This is a genomic window from Pedobacter paludis, assembly GCF_003173575.1.
GTDB classification, from domain to species: domain Bacteria; phylum Bacteroidota; class Bacteroidia; order Sphingobacteriales; family Sphingobacteriaceae; genus Pedobacter; species Pedobacter paludis.
The window spans coordinates 963,523-977,018 of sequence record NZ_QGNY01000001.1 but is presented as its reverse complement, the minus strand read 5'-3'; the positions used below and the strand labels follow the sequence as shown (position 1 = coordinate 977,018).

General features: G+C 34.4%; 16 protein-coding genes. 8 read left to right on the top strand and 8 right to left on the bottom strand.

The window, feature by feature from the left end; translation table 11 throughout:
- Window positions 1-14 precede the first annotated feature (14 nt).
- Window positions 15-746 carry a DUF421 domain-containing protein gene (locus DF947_RS04225; RefSeq protein WP_158526227.1) on the bottom strand — a complete coding sequence of 244 codons (732 nt, stop codon included), beginning with the start codon at window positions 744-746 and terminating at the stop codon, window positions 15-17.
- 144 nt (window positions 747-890) lie between these two features.
- Here DF947_RS04225 and DF947_RS04220 point away from each other — a divergent pair, with 144 nt between their 5' ends.
- On the top strand, window positions 891-1,511 hold the full coding sequence (locus tag DF947_RS04220; protein ID WP_109928401.1) for a Crp/Fnr family transcriptional regulator: 621 nt from the start codon (window positions 891-893) through the stop codon (window positions 1,509-1,511).
- Window positions 1,512-1,906: 395 nt separating this feature from the next.
- On the opposite strand, the gene DF947_RS04215 is transcribed toward DF947_RS04220, so the two are convergent.
- Window positions 1,907-3,007, bottom strand: coding sequence for a hypothetical protein (locus tag DF947_RS04215; RefSeq protein ID WP_109928400.1), 1,101 nt, complete (start codon window positions 3,005-3,007; stop codon window positions 1,907-1,909).
- A 120-nt stretch (window positions 3,008-3,127) separates the two neighbouring features.
- Here DF947_RS04215 and DF947_RS04210 point away from each other — a divergent pair, with 120 nt between their 5' ends.
- From DF947_RS04210 to DF947_RS04195, 4 genes are all read left to right on the top strand, one after another.
- Window positions 3,128-3,700 carry a UbiX family flavin prenyltransferase gene (locus DF947_RS04210; RefSeq protein ID WP_109928399.1) on the top strand — a complete coding sequence of 191 codons (573 nt, stop codon included), beginning with the start codon at window positions 3,128-3,130 and terminating at the stop codon, window positions 3,698-3,700.
- A gap of 131 nt (window positions 3,701-3,831) precedes the next feature.
- Complete coding sequence (mtaB, locus tag DF947_RS04205) at window positions 3,832-5,154, top strand: tRNA (N(6)-L-threonylcarbamoyladenosine(37)-C(2))-methylthiotransferase MtaB (protein WP_109928398.1); 1,323 nt, start codon at window positions 3,832-3,834, stop codon at window positions 5,152-5,154.
- Window positions 5,155-5,314: 160 nt separating this feature from the next.
- Window positions 5,315-6,463 (top strand): prolipoprotein diacylglyceryl transferase, encoded by a 1,149-nt coding sequence (locus tag DF947_RS04200; RefSeq protein ID WP_109928397.1) that lies wholly within the window; start codon window positions 5,315-5,317, stop codon window positions 6,461-6,463.
- Window positions 6,464-6,522: 59 nt separating this feature from the next.
- Complete coding sequence (locus DF947_RS04195) at window positions 6,523-7,314, top strand: inositol monophosphatase family protein (RefSeq protein WP_109928396.1); 792 nt, start codon at window positions 6,523-6,525, stop codon at window positions 7,312-7,314.
- A 73-nt stretch (window positions 7,315-7,387) separates the two neighbouring features.
- Here the strand turns inward: DF947_RS04195 and DF947_RS04190 are convergent, their stop codons facing one another.
- The 6 genes from DF947_RS04190 to DF947_RS04165 form a co-directional block, all read right to left on the bottom strand.
- Complete coding sequence (locus DF947_RS04190; RefSeq protein ID WP_109928395.1) at window positions 7,388-7,939, bottom strand: NifU family protein; 552 nt, start codon at window positions 7,937-7,939, stop codon at window positions 7,388-7,390.
- 86 nt (window positions 7,940-8,025) lie between these two features.
- On the bottom strand, window positions 8,026-9,372 hold the full coding sequence (purB, locus tag DF947_RS04185) for an adenylosuccinate lyase (protein ID WP_109928394.1): 1,347 nt from the start codon (window positions 9,370-9,372) through the stop codon (window positions 8,026-8,028).
- Between the two features lie 133 nt (window positions 9,373-9,505).
- Complete coding sequence (locus DF947_RS04180) at window positions 9,506-9,706, bottom strand: hypothetical protein (RefSeq protein ID WP_109928393.1); 201 nt, start codon at window positions 9,704-9,706, stop codon at window positions 9,506-9,508.
- A 141-nt stretch (window positions 9,707-9,847) separates the two neighbouring features.
- On the bottom strand, window positions 9,848-10,069 hold the full coding sequence (locus DF947_RS04175; RefSeq protein WP_109928392.1) for a hypothetical protein: 222 nt from the start codon (window positions 10,067-10,069) through the stop codon (window positions 9,848-9,850).
- A gap of 120 nt (window positions 10,070-10,189) precedes the next feature.
- A complete protein-coding gene (locus DF947_RS04170; RefSeq protein ID WP_109928391.1) occupies window positions 10,190-10,408 on the bottom strand; it encodes a hypothetical protein in 219 nt (72 codons plus the stop codon).
- A 134-nt stretch (window positions 10,409-10,542) separates the two neighbouring features.
- Window positions 10,543-10,761 (bottom strand): hypothetical protein, encoded by a 219-nt coding sequence (locus DF947_RS04165; RefSeq protein ID WP_109928390.1) that lies wholly within the window; start codon window positions 10,759-10,761, stop codon window positions 10,543-10,545.
- Between the two features lie 207 nt (window positions 10,762-10,968).
- Here DF947_RS04165 and DF947_RS04160 point away from each other — a divergent pair, with 207 nt between their 5' ends.
- The 3 genes from DF947_RS04160 (at window position 10,969) to DF947_RS04150 (ending at window position 13,434) form a co-directional block, all read left to right on the top strand.
- Window positions 10,969-11,535: an RNA polymerase sigma factor gene (locus DF947_RS04160; protein ID WP_109928389.1), complete on the top strand. Its 567-nt coding sequence runs from the start codon at window positions 10,969-10,971 to the stop codon at window positions 11,533-11,535.
- A gap of 8 nt (window positions 11,536-11,543) precedes the next feature.
- Entirely contained in the window at window positions 11,544-12,641 is a 1,098-nt protein-coding gene (locus DF947_RS04155; protein WP_109928525.1) for a S1 family peptidase, read from the top strand.
- 157 nt (window positions 12,642-12,798) lie between these two features.
- On the top strand, window positions 12,799-13,434 hold the full coding sequence (locus DF947_RS04150) for a peroxiredoxin (protein ID WP_109928388.1): 636 nt from the start codon (window positions 12,799-12,801) through the stop codon (window positions 13,432-13,434).
- Window positions 13,435-13,496 lie beyond the last annotated feature (62 nt).

Sequence of the window (13,496 nt, the reverse complement as noted above, 5' to 3'; positions counted from 1 at the left end):
TAATTTAGATAATATTATTCAAAATTACAATCTGATTTGATAAACAACTTCTGCTTACAAACCGCACAGGCTGCTATAATTTCCTGAGGTTTAATGTGTTTGGTAAAGCCACAATTTGTGCAACTGTAATCTGCATTAAGCGTTGTTTTTTCGCCCGCATTTAAATATGCAGAATCATTAATAAACTCATCTGGTAATATGCCTAATCCCGGTTTTAACTTCTTTGGGGGATGAAATAATACCGAAACCAATCCAGAAGTTTCAAAAAAGGCCTTATTTACCTGACCTAAATGTTCCACATCCTTATTTCTTAGAGATCTAAATAAATCGGCATGCGATAGGTTGTTTTTCTTTAATGCATCAAACATAATTATTCCATCATCAATTAAGCAATCTGCTTTTCCCTCCATAAAATTTTCTACCTTTTTATTTCTATTGATGATCCACTCCATCGCCGTTTGTAAAAGCGCTACAGTGGTAATCACGACTATGCCATGTAAAATTGGTACTTCGGCACCCATCATCGGATCGCCAACAGCCGAACCAAAACAGATAATGATGGCAAGTTCCAGTGTTGATAATTGCCCCATGCTTCTTTTGCCCAAAAACCGAAGCAATACAATGGTATAAGCATACATAATTATCGTTCTAAAAACAATTTCAAGCAGAAAACCAATTGGCTCTGTGCCAATAAAAATGCGGTGAAAATCAAATATTCTAATATCTTCCATTAAGGGAGATAACATTGCGGGATTGTTTTTGTTTAGCCTGATTCGAATCAGAAACTCAACAAACATTTAAAGTCTTCCTTTGTTAGTTAATCAGTTCTGCTAATATTTTCCTTTGCTTTTAAGATTTGTAATTATTTTTACGACTTAATAGATTTGATCATGAATCCCGAGAAGATACATACTGACGACAAATGGGCCGCCTTTAATGGTTTATCTCCTTTGATCACGGCTTTTAAAAGCTTTCATCCATTAAATACAGACATAGAAAATATCATCAATACACAAACATCCCCTGTATCCTTTCGTAAAAACAAATACATTTCGTCGCCAATTCACCGCAATAAATACATTTTTTTATTAATAAAAGGAACTGCAAGAGGTTTTATGAAAGATGGTGATAAAGAAATTACAACTTGGATTGCAGTTGAAAATGAATTGGTGGGAAACATTAGAAACCTTTGGGATGAAAATATTCCGACAGAAGAATATGTGCAGGCAATTGAAGATGTTATCGCCATAGCCATACCGCACTCCATGTCGAGATTGTTGTACAATAATTTTGACGTTGCAAATTATGTGGGTAGAATAATGACGCAACTGCATTATCTTCAAGCTTGTGAGCGAGCCTACATTTCTCGCCTAAAATCTGCAGAGAAACGATACGAACGATTTATGAAATCTTACCCACACCTTGTAAATCGAATTCCACTAAAACATATAGCTTCCTTTTTATGCATGCGCTTAGAAACTTTAAGTAGAATCCGAACTAAAATTAGCTAGTGAAATCAAACTGAATTGGGTATTTATACCTGAATTAATTAGACAAAACAGAGCTTTTTAGAATGTTTTGCTCCTTAAAAAAAGTTTCAAAAGGTATAAAATTGCTTAAATTAAGGCCTGTATGTTAACCAAACGTTAAATTTGTTTTGATTTTTTTAAAATTAATGCACTGTTAATCAGCTCATTGATTTTTGTCAATGAAAATAATTTGATTATTATACGATTTAACAGTTAACAATTAACTTTTTTTAAAAAAATATATATATTTGTTCTTACCCTTTCGAGGGTATGTTTTTCATAGGTAGATGTAGGGTCAGAACTTTGTTCTGGCCCTTTTTTATGGAACAATCCAGAATGGTGGAGCTTTGAAATAGTCGTAATATTGATGTACAGTGTTAATATAGTTTGACAAATCCCTTTGAAGTATACACGCCAGCAGATTGACCTTTTATATCCGTTACACATACGCTTGGCCGTACCCAATAGCCCTCAAGATTAAAATCTTCCATTTCAAAGCTGCTTAATCCATCTAGCCTCGTATCGTATTTTGAACCCGTAACATCAGGATTTGCGCCATTTCCAGCAATAACCCACTTAATTAATCTTGATGCTTCTGGATATTTTCCAGTATACTTACCAACAATAGATGCAACGCCATCTTTTAGTACGGCTGTACAATCTTTCAAAAATGGATAGTTAATATCTTTATCTATATCGAATTTTTCTACTTCAGCTTTGTACACAGCATCTGCTTCTTCATCTGTTAATGCCTGATCAAATCCAAACATCGCTAAATAGCTCATATAAGAATTGTTAGTATTGGTGCCAAATCCTATATGATCAGGAGTTGTATTTGAACCAAAAAAGAATGTTTTTTTTATACCAGTTAACTTAATGTTATTTATCCAAACCTCGCCTGATCGATCAGCATTATATCGAACTCGGATTACCGTATTTTTGTAAAGAGGGATGGGATTTGTTTCAGGAAAAACATCATCGCTATTGGTAAGCCTAATTTTTCCGCCCATTAATCCAAGGTACAATCCGTAAATATTTATAGGGGCTTCGTAATCGAAAAATGAAGGGGTCATAACGACATAATGAAACTCACATGGAAAAGAATAATTTTTTCCTAGCGTGTTTGTAGCAAAATAAACATCGGGTTCGTTATCTAAAAAAACGGCTTTTAATGGTAAAATGTATTTAGCGCTATGTAAACGAGGCACAGAACCTTGTCTAAGAAGTGATTCTTTGCCTTTTTGGTTTGGTATAAATTCTACAAGGCCATTTTCTACAACAGCATCTGAGGATAAATAAATATCTCGGGCTAAATCTCGTATAACCGATTTAATTGTATCTATGCCATCATGTTTAAACTTTACCTCTAGGTTATTACTTACTTGTTTAACATTTGCACTTGTACACTTAAACTGAGAAAGTATAATTAATCCAGCAAATGTTATACTAGTAAGGCGTTTAATAACTTTTCTGTTCATGTTGGAAATTTTGTAAAAATATTCATTAAATATCATTTTTCGTGATTTAGGCCGGTTTTGTTTCAACCTTTTTATATCAAACCATATTTATATCTACAATAAACCATATTTTTGTATATTATGATTAAAAAGAAAGTAATTGTTGCGGTTACTGGTGCAAGCGGATCTGTTTATGCCAAAGTTTTGTTTGATCAACTTTTAAAGTTAAAAGATCAAATAGAATCCGTTGGCATAGTTATGAGCGATAATGCCAAAGAAGTTTGGCAGTTTGAACTGGGCAATCAAAACTTCAATGATTATAATTTTAAATTTTATAATAAAAATGATTTCAATGCACCATTCGCATCAGGTTCTGCGAAATACGATACCATGATTATTATCCCATGCTCTATGGGCACTTTAGGACGGATAGCTCAGGGCATATCTAACGATCTAATTTCAAGGGCAGCCGATGTCGTATTAAAAGAGCGTAGAAAACTTATTGCTGTGGTAAGAGATACACCATTTAGCTTAATTCACATCAATAATATGAAAGTGGTAACCGAGGCGGGCGGAATAATCTGTCCTGCTAATCCTTCATATTACAGTCTGCCAAAAACGATAGAAGAAGTGGCGGCAACAGTGGTTAATAGAGTTTTAGATTTAGCAGGCTTTGAGCAGGAAAGCTATCGTTGGCAAGAAAATAGTCTGTAGTTTTTGATTTATTTCAAAATCGCAGCCAAAATTATAAAGCTAGAGGTTGTTCTGTTATCTCACTGTAAATTATACAGCTCGATTCTTTCAAAAGCCTAACTCCAAACAAATTTCTTATCTTTGCAGGCTCAATGAAAAAGGTCGCATTTTATACATTAGGTTGCAAGTTAAATTTCTCAGAAACCTCTACCATCGGTCGCTTATTTACCGATGCAGGTTATGCTGTTGTCGAATTTCAGGATCAGGCTGATGTATATGTGATTAATACCTGTTCAGTTACCGAGCATGCCGATAAAAAATGCCGTAAAGTAGTTAAGGAAGCCTTAAAGTATTCTCCAAATGCTTATGTAACCATTGTTGGATGCTATGCACAGCTTAAACCACAGGAAATTTCCGAAATTGAAGGTGTTGATATGGTTTTAGGCGCTGCGGAAAAGTTTAGAATAGTTGAATACATTTCAGATCTAACTAAAAACCAAAAGGCAGTTGTTCACCAACAAAATATAGAAAAAGTAAATCATAATTTTATTGCTTCTTATTCAATTGGCGATAGAACACGTACTTTTCTAAAAGTGCAAGATGGTTGCGACTACCCATGTACTTATTGTACCATTCCATTGGCCCGTGGTGCAAGTAGGAGCGATACAATTGAAAACGTAGTAAACCGTGCTAAAATAATTGCCGAAGGTGGAGTAAAGGAAATCGTATTAACAGGTGTAAATCTTGGCGATTTTGGAATCCGAAATGGATCAAGAGAAGATCGGTTTTTTGATTTGGTAAAAGCTTTGGATGAAGTAGATGGAATAGAAAGAATCCGCATTTCTTCTATAGAACCTAATCTTTTAAGCAATGAAATTATTGAATTCGTGTCTACTTCAAAAAGATTTGTTCCGCACTTTCATATTCCCTTACAATCTGGATCTGATAAAATTTTAGGCTTAATGAAACGCCGTTATCGTAGGGATTTGTATGTAGAACGCGTAGCGAAAATTAAAGAAGTAATGCCAGATTGCTGTATTGGAGTGGATGTTATAGTTGGTTTTCCTGGCGAAACAAAAGAAGATTTTTTAGATACATATCAATTTTTAAATCAACTCGATATCTCTTACCTGCATGTGTTTACTTATTCTGAACGTGAGCAAACTGCAGCAGCAGAAATGAATGGGGTAGTGGCAGGAAGTGAGCGCAACGAAAGAAGCAAAATGCTGCATATTCTTTCTGATAAAAAACGTAGGGCTTTCTATCAATCTCAAATTGGTCATTCCGCCGAAGTGCTTTTCGAAGCTGATCAGAAATCTGGCTATATGCATGGTTTTACTAAAAACTATGTTAAAGTTCGGGCAAAATACGATCCCATTATGGTTAATGAACTTAAGGCAGTTAAGCTTTTAGAAATTACCGCAGATGGAGAAGTAGAAGTTGCCGAATTGGAAACAGCATACGCACATCATTAGTTTGATTTTTGGCTGATGGTTAATTAAAAAAGGGTAGGCAGGTTAGCCATTAACTATGGTCTATTAACAATTTACAAGCATCAAAATCACATCCTTGCTCCTTGTTCTTTCATCTTTGTTCCTAGCGCTTTCTTTACTATCTTCGCATCAAACTTTTTGTATGTTTCCTACCGTTTCGCATTTTTTACAATACTTATTTGGGATTAATCTTCCGTTACCATTTAATACTTTCGGGGTCTTTGTCGCGTTGGCGTTTATAGCCGGTTATTGGGCTTTTACCAAAGAACTTAAACGTAAGGAAGCGCTTGGCGTTTTACATCCATTTAAAAAAACAGTTATTGTTGGTCAGCCAGCAACAACTTCAGATCTTATCTTAAACGGTCTCTTCGGTTTCATCATCGGCTATAAATTGGTTTACGCAATGGTAAATTATAGTCTTTTCGTTAGCGATGCCCAATCTATCCTCATGTCGTTAAAGGGAAACATTATTGGTGGTTTATTCTTTGCGGGTTTATTCTCCTATTGGGATTATAAGGAAAAAGAAAAAAATAAGCTCTCTAAACTAAAAAATGTTGAAGTAACCGTTCATCCATACCAATTGATGAGCAACCTTATTGTTTGGGCTGCGGTTTGGGGATTTTTAGGAGCTAAGTTTTTTGATAATTTAGAATACTGGGATGATTTTATTCAGCATCCGATAGAAAGACTTTTATCTTTTAGTGGCTTAACCTTTTATGGTGGTCTAATTTGTGGTGGTGCAGCCGTATTAATCATTGCAAAGAGAAACGGAATTAAGCCATTACACATGCTCGATGTTGGCGGACCAGGGATGATGCTCGCATATGCAGTTGGCCGAATTGGGTGCCATTTGGCAGGAGATGGAGACTGGGGAATTGTAAATAATAATCCAAAGCCTTTTTCTTGGCTTCCAGATTGGCTGTGGTCTTACAAATATCCTAACAATGTTGTAGGCGAAGGTATTCCAATTCCAGGTTGTAGCGGTAAGTTTTGTGCTGAACTCGCACAAGGCGTTTATCCCACCCCAATATATGAAGTAATCATTTGCTTGATTCTTTTTGCCTTCCTTTGGAAAATCAGAGATAAAATTAAGGCTCCAGGATTAATGTTCGGTATTTACATGATTCTGAATGGTATTGAGCGTTTCTGTATCGAGCTGATTCGGGTAAATTCCAAATATCATGTTTTCGGTTTATCTTTTACCCAAGCAGAAATGATTTCTACACTTTTAGTTGTTGGTGGAATTGTTCTTTCTGCCTATGCACTTCGCAATAAAAATAAACTGGCTTAAAAATGCCTATTAAATTCATTTAAAATCCAACAACCTATTGGGGTTTTTGTTAAACTATTATGAATTACGAATTATTGTGCAACAAGGTAATCTCGATTGTAAAGCTTACCGGAAATTTTATCCGTAAAGAAGCCATGCAATTTGATTCAAACAAAATAGAATATAAAGGTTTGAACGACATGGTTTCTTACGTTGATAAAACAGCTGAACAAAAACTGGTTCAAAATCTCGAAAAACTCATTCCAGATGCTGGCTTTATAACCGAAGAAAAAACAATAAGCAGAGAAGGGAAAACCTATAAATGGATAATCGATCCATTGGATGGTACGACAAATTTTATCCACGGCATCCCTGCATACGGAATCAGTGTAGCGCTTTACGAAGATGGTCTGGCTGTTATTGGCGTAGTTTACGAATTAAATAGGGGAGAGATGTTTTATTCCTATAAAGGTGGAAGTGCTTTTATGAATAAGAAAGAAATTCAGGTTTCTGTAAACCCAGATTTAAAATCGAGTTTACTAGCCACTGGATTTCCTTACTATCAGTTTGAAAAACAGCCACAGTATTTAAAGCTTTTGGAAGAAATGATGCAGAAAAGCCACGGTGTAAGAAGAATCGGTGCAGCTGCAATTGATTTGGTTTATACAGCCTGTGGTCGTTTCGATGCTTTCTTTGAGTATAACTTACAGCAATGGGATTTTGCGGCGGGTTGTTTTATTGTACAGCAAGCTGGTGGAGAAGTTTTTGATTTCTCAGGCGGAAATGATTTCTTTACTAAAAGGGAAATTCTGGCCACCAATGGCAAACTGACTAATGAAATGCTCGACGCAATAAAGAAATATTTCAGTTAACATCAAACTTGAAAACAACAAAAAGGGCTTACTAAAATTTAGTAAGCCCTTTTTGTCGTTTATTTTTTTTTAATTATAGTGCTTCCGAAACAACGTCGGTAACTTCTGGAACCATTCTTTGCAATAAATTCTGAATTCCAGATTTTAAAGTCATGGTAGAAGAAGGGCAACCGCTGCACGAGCCACGTAATTCTACAGTTACAACACCTTCATCGAATGATTTATAACTGATTGCGCCACCATCTTGTTCTACCGCAGGGCGAACGTAATCGTGTAGAATTTGCTGAATTTTAATTTCGGTTTCAGTACCTTCAAAACTAGGTGCTTCTTCTGAAGTTGCCTCTTTGATTTTTAGCTCTGATTCTACAGCACCCTTAACAAACTCTTTTAAAATGGCCTCAATATCAGCCCATTCTGCATCTTCGGTTTTAGTAACCGTAACAAAATTACTGGCAAAAAACACACCAGCAACAAAGTTAAACTTGAATAACTCTTTGGCAAAAGGCGAATGTTCTGCACTTTCTTTAGTTGCAAAATCTTCACTACCATTAATTAACAGCTTGTTAACCATGAATTTCATGGTTGCTGGATTAGGAGTTTGTTCTGTATATACGTTAATCGTCATGTCTTAATCAATTTGAATAAACAAAATTAACAATTACTCATTAATAAAGCTTTTCTAAGCTGTCTGTTTAGCGTCAATTTAATTTGCTAAAAAACCCCAGTGTAATTAAAAGGCGTAATGGCTCTTAACTGAACTTTTATTTCTTCGGAAACCGCTAAACCTTCAATAAATTCTGCAATGCTAGTTGCATTAATTTTCGAGTTTGTTCTGGTTAGTTCCTTTAATGCCTCGTAAGGATTGGGGAAGTTTTCTCTTCTTAAAACAGTTTGAATAGCTTCAGCAACTACAGCCCAGTTATCATCCAGATCTGCATGTAATGCCTGTTCGTTTAGTATAATTTTGTTTAGGCCACGTAATGTAGAATTTATGGCAATTAAGGTATGTGCCAGCGGAACACCTACGTTTCTTAATACTGTCGAATCTGTTAAATCTCTCTGTAATCTAGAAATGGGAAGTTTGGCAGCGAAAAATTCAAATAGGGCGTTTGCTATTCCGGCATTTCCTTCTGCATTTTCAAAATCAATAGGATTAACCTTGTGTGGCATAGCCGATGAGCCAATTTCTCCAGCCTTGATTTTTTGTTTAAAATAATTTTTGGAAATGTATGTCCAAATATCTCTATCCAAATCAATGATAATATTGTTAATTCTCTTCAGGGCATCGCATTGTGCCGCAAACTGATCGTAATGCTCTATCTGTGTTGTATGTTGTGCCCTGTTCAATCCCAAAATGGTGTTTACAAAATTATTCGAGAAATCGACCCAATTTACTTGTGGGTAAGCAATGTGGTGAGCATTAAAATTTCCAGTAGCACCACCAAATTTTGCACTATTGGGAATGGCTTTTAAATTTTGAAGTTGAATATTTAACCGCTCGGCAAAAACCAAAAATTCTTTACCTAATTTGGTAGGAGAGGCTGGTTGCCCATGGGTAAAAGCCAGCATCGGAATTTCTTTCCATTCTGTGGCCAATGCATTTATCTTATCTATTAAAGCGGTAAGCGCCGGGTAGTAACTTTCGCTTAAAGCTAATTTAATCGTATAAGGAATTGCTGTATTGTTTATATCCTGAGAAGTTAATCCAAAATGGATAAACTCCTTGTATTCTTGAAGGTTTAGGGCATCAAATTTACTTTTGATAAAATATTCTACTGCTTTAACATCATGATTTGTTACTTTTTCTGTTTCCTTAATTTCCAGTGCATCTATTTCAGAAAAAGATTGGTGTATTTTTCGCAGTTCAGCATAAGTGCTCTTATCAAACTTTTCTAATCCAGGTAGGTTAATTTCACAAAGTGCAATAAAATATTCAATTTCGACAAAAACACGATATTTAATTAATGCTTCTTCAGAAAAGTATGCAGCTAAATTCTCAGTAGTTTTTCTGTATCGACCATCAACTGGAGAAATAGCTTGGAGTGAGGTTAAATTCATTATGCGAAATATATTTTTTCGCAAATTTACTACAATTGATGGATTTTCGGGACTTTGAGATGTAAAGAATTCTTATTACAACAAAAAAGGCTTTGAATTTATCCAAAGCCTTTTTCTATTCGTAAAAATCAGACTACATTTTTTTAGTTGTGTCTTTCATCATTGTGTCTTTAACCATAGTATCTTTAACTGTAGTGTCTTTAACAGTAGTATCAACAACTGTAGAATCAACAGTAGTAGAATCTGTTGCACCATCTTTTTTCTCAGATTTACAAGCAGCTACCGATAAAGATAAAGCCAAAGCTAAAAAGCCTAATTTGAATGCATTTTTCATTTTGTTTTTGTTTTGTTGTGGTTTTGAAATTAATTAATTACTGATTTATACCATAAATATAAAAAGGTAACCCATATTTTTAAAATAAAAAAGAGTTCTAATAGATTTTAGAACTCTTTTTTACTAAAAAGCCAAAATAAATTAGTGTTTTGTTTCTTCTTTAGTTGTTGTAGCTTTAATTGTAGTGTCTTTTACTGTAGAATCTTTAACTGTGGTATCAACAGCGGTTGTATCGGTTACAATTGTTGATGAATCCGTTAAAGTTGTATCAGCGCCCTCGCCTTTTTTGGTTGATTCGCCACAAGCTGCAACAGTTAATGATAAAGCTAAGGCCAAAAAGCCTAATTTGAATGCATTTTTCATATTGATTTTGTTTTAGGTTACAATTACCATTAATACACCAAATTTGAAAAGGTAACCTTTTGAAATAAAAAAAGGCTTCGAGCGAACCCAAAGCCTTTTCTATATAATTTAAAGTTTAAACTAGTGTTTAACTTCAGTTTTTTCTGTAGTTACTTTAACAGAAGTATCTTTTACTGTAGAATCTTTAACAACTGTATCAACTTTGTTAGTATCAGTAACGATAGCTGAAGAATCAGTTAAAGTAGTATCAGCGCCATCAGCTTTTTTTTCTGAGTTACAAGCAACAACTGATAAAGATAGAGCTAAAGCTAAAAAGCCTAATTTGAATGCATTTTTCATGTTTGAATTTTTTTAGTAATTAATTAATTTCAATGTTAATACGGAAAATATAAAAAGGTAACCCAGAAAAAATAAAAAAAAATAAAAAGGCCTTGAAGATATCTTCAAGGCCTTTTCTTATAAATGAATTTAAACTAGTGTTTAACTTCAGTTGTAGTTGTAGTAGTTTTAACAGCAGTATCTTTAACTGTAGAATCAGAAACTGTAGTGTCTTTTTTAGTTGTATCAGTAACGATAGTTGAAGAGTCAGTTACAGATGTATCAGCACCTTCAGCTTTTTTTTCTGAGTTACAAGCAACAACTGATAAAGATAAAGCTAAAGCTAAAAAGCCTAATTTGAATGCATTTTTCATTTTTTTGATTTTTTTATTTAGTAATTAATTTCTGTCATTAATGCCGCAAAGGTAAAAAGGTAACCCATATAATCAGAAAAAAAATAAAAAATATTTTAATTTCTTTTTGGGTTACCGTTTTGGGCGCTATGGTATTAAGCAGTTATAGCAGCTGTAAATATTTTTGTCTAATATTGGGTTACTATTTATCGAAAAACGTATTAACTAGTGAATAACAGTTTAAAGAGTTCAGTTCCAACAGATAGAGAGGTTATTTTAGGTATTCTAAATAACTCAGAGGATACCCTTAACAAGTTATATAAGGCTTATTTTGCAATGGTTTTGCAATTTATCCTTAATAATAATGGCGATGAAGATGATGCAAAAGATGTATATCAGGAAGCTATAATTATTTTATATAATAAGATTAAGGCAGGAAATTTTGAGCTCAGCAGTAAGTTAAAAACATATATATATTCGGTGTGTCGCCGCATCTGGCTTAAAAAATTAGCTCAGAATAGCAAAAAAGCTGGCAGCATTACCGATTATGAAGATGTTCTTGCGGTTGAGGAAGATGTAGAGCATCATGAAGAAAGAGATCTTCAGTTTGTTAAAATGCAGCATGCGCTCGAGCATCTTGGCGAACCTTGTAAAACCATTATTCAGGATTTTTATATCCACAATTTATCCATGCAGGATATTTGCGAAAAATTTGGTTACACCAATACGGATAACGCAAAAACGCAGAAATATAAATGCCTGCAACGTTTAAAGAAAATATTTTTTCAACCATAATAATTGAAATGAGGAACGATTTAGATTTAGATGCAATTATTGAAGATTATCTTTTAGGTAAACTTACTCCACAGGAAACTGAGGCTTTTGAGCAATTACGCAGTAATGATGCAAGTGTTGATCATAAAGTAGTTTCGCACAAGGTATTTTTACATAAAATGGAGCAGTATGCTGAGCAATTACATTTAATAGAGCAAATGGATAAAATCCATGCAGAATTAGATGTGGATGCAATGGCTGCAACATTAAAACCTCATCCATCAAAAGTGGTGCAATTGTGGCGTAAGCATAAATCGGCAATTGCCGTTGCGGCTTCTTTTGTGGTACTTTCTTTGGTTTCTATTTATTCTATACAGAATAATAGCCAGCAAAATGAAAAGGTGATTCAGTTAAGTCATCAGTTTAATAACGCAATTAAAACCCAGAATAATTTAATTTTAGATATTCGTAACTCTGCACATACCTCTGTTCCAAACAAGGTAGCTAATCAAGCTCGTTATGGCGGTACAGGTTTTGCCATTTCTACAAATGGTTATATCCTTACCAATCTTCATGTTATTAATGGGGCCGATTCTTTATATGTACAGAACAATAAAGGAGAATCTTTCAAGGTTAAGGCTGTTTATACTGATAGCCAATACGATATGGCCATTTTGAAGATCAGCGATAAGAATTTCTCTAATCTTTCTTCACTTCCATATACTATCAAAAGAAACAGCAGCAGCATTGGCGAAAACGTTTATACTTTGGGTTATCCGAAGGATGACGCCGTTTTAGGTGAAGGTTATGTAAGTTCGAAGAATGGCTTTGTGGGTGATACCACTCAATATCAGGTTGCAATTTCTGTTAATCCAGGGAATAGTGGTGGTCCGCTTTTAGATAATAATGGTAATCTTGTTGGTGTAATCAGCGGTAAACCAGATCAAACAGAAGGCGCAGCATTTGCGATTAAATCAAAATATATATTAGAAGCCATGAGGGCAATTCCTCAGGATTCATTAGGTAAAAAATTAGTTTCGAACAAAAAGAGTTTATTATCTGGCTTAAAACGTACCAAGCAAATAGAGAAACTTCAGGATTACGTATTTATGATTAAAGTTTATTAAATAACCCAAACAAATTAATATGCTTGAACCCTGTTGGATTATACCTGCAGGGTTTTTTTATGAAATATAATCTCTATGTCTTAAATTAATATTAAGTCTATGTATTTAGTATAGTATTGACTAGATTTGTTTTAATCAATCTTTAATTATTAATATTATGAGTATAAGACTAGGCGATACCGCACCGAATTTCCAGGCCAACACATCAATTGGAAAAATAGATTTTTATGACTACCTAGGAGACAGTTGGGGCGTTTTATTTTCACATCCAGCAGATTACACGCCAGTTTGCACAACAGAACTAGGAAGAACTGCAGCTTTAAAAGATGAATTTGAAAAACGCAATGTTAAGGTTTTAGCCTTGAGTGTTGATTCAGCAGAATCGCATAAAGGCTGGATCAGTGATATTAACGAAACCCAAAACACCTCTGTAGAGTTTCCTATTATTGCGGATCCTGATAAAACGGTGGCTAATCTTTACGATATGATTCATCCCAATGCATCAGAAACCTTAACCGTTAGGTCCTTGTTTGTAATTAGCCCGGATAAAAAGGTGAAATTAACCATTACTTACCCGGCATCTACTGGTAGAAATTTTAATGAAGTTTTAAGAGTAATAGATTCTTTACAGCTTACTGCGAACTATAGTGTTGCAACACCGGCAGATTGGAAGGACGGAGAAGACGTAATTGTAGTAAATAGCATTAAAACAGAAGATATTCCGGCTAAATTTCCTAAAGGACACAAAGTTATTAAGCCTTATTTACGTACAACCCCGCAACCAAACAAATAATTGTTGATAAATCTCTTAAAGATTCAACTTTAACGTACAAATCGTGATGATACGATTGTAAT

Bases quoted from the DNA above. Each gene is read 5' to 3' on its own strand.
- DF947_RS04175 (WP_109928392.1), bottom strand. From the start codon at position 10,069: ATGAAAAATGCATTCAAATTAGGCTTTTTGGCCTTAGCTTTATCATTA.
- DF947_RS04170 (WP_109928391.1), bottom strand. From the start codon at position 10,408: ATGAAAAATGCATTCAAATTAGGCTTTTTAGCTTTAGCTCTATCTTTA.
- DF947_RS04220 (WP_109928401.1), top strand. From the start codon at position 891: ATGAATCCCGAGAAGATACATACTGACGACAAATGGGCCGCCTTTAAT.
- DF947_RS04200 (WP_109928397.1), top strand. From the start codon at position 5,315: ATGTTTCCTACCGTTTCGCATTTTTTACAATACTTATTTGGGATTAAT.
- DF947_RS04180 (WP_109928393.1), bottom strand. From the start codon at position 9,706: ATGAAAAATGCATTCAAATTAGGCTTTTTAGCTTTGGCTTTATCTTTA.
- DF947_RS04225 (WP_158526227.1), bottom strand. From the start codon at position 746: ATGTTATCTCCCTTAATGGAAGATATTAGAATATTTGATTTTCACCGC.
- DF947_RS04215 (WP_109928400.1), bottom strand. From the start codon at position 3,007: ATGAACAGAAAAGTTATTAAACGCCTTACTAGTATAACATTTGCTGGA.
- DF947_RS04190 (WP_109928395.1), bottom strand. From the start codon at position 7,939: ATGACGATTAACGTATATACAGAACAAACTCCTAATCCAGCAACCATG.
- DF947_RS04210 (WP_109928399.1), top strand. From the start codon at position 3,128: ATGATTAAAAAGAAAGTAATTGTTGCGGTTACTGGTGCAAGCGGATCT.
- mtaB (WP_109928398.1), top strand. From the start codon at position 3,832: ATGAAAAAGGTCGCATTTTATACATTAGGTTGCAAGTTAAATTTCTCA.
- DF947_RS04155 (WP_109928525.1), top strand. From the start codon at position 11,544: ATGAGGAACGATTTAGATTTAGATGCAATTATTGAAGATTATCTTTTA.
- DF947_RS04165 (WP_109928390.1), bottom strand. From the start codon at position 10,761: ATGAAAAATGCATTCAAATTAGGCTTTTTAGCTTTAGCTTTATCTTTA.
- DF947_RS04150 (WP_109928388.1), top strand. From the start codon at position 12,799: ATGAGTATAAGACTAGGCGATACCGCACCGAATTTCCAGGCCAACACA.
- purB (WP_109928394.1), bottom strand. From the start codon at position 9,372: ATGAATTTAACCTCACTCCAAGCTATTTCTCCAGTTGATGGTCGATAC.
- DF947_RS04195 (WP_109928396.1), top strand. From the start codon at position 6,523: ATGAATTACGAATTATTGTGCAACAAGGTAATCTCGATTGTAAAGCTT.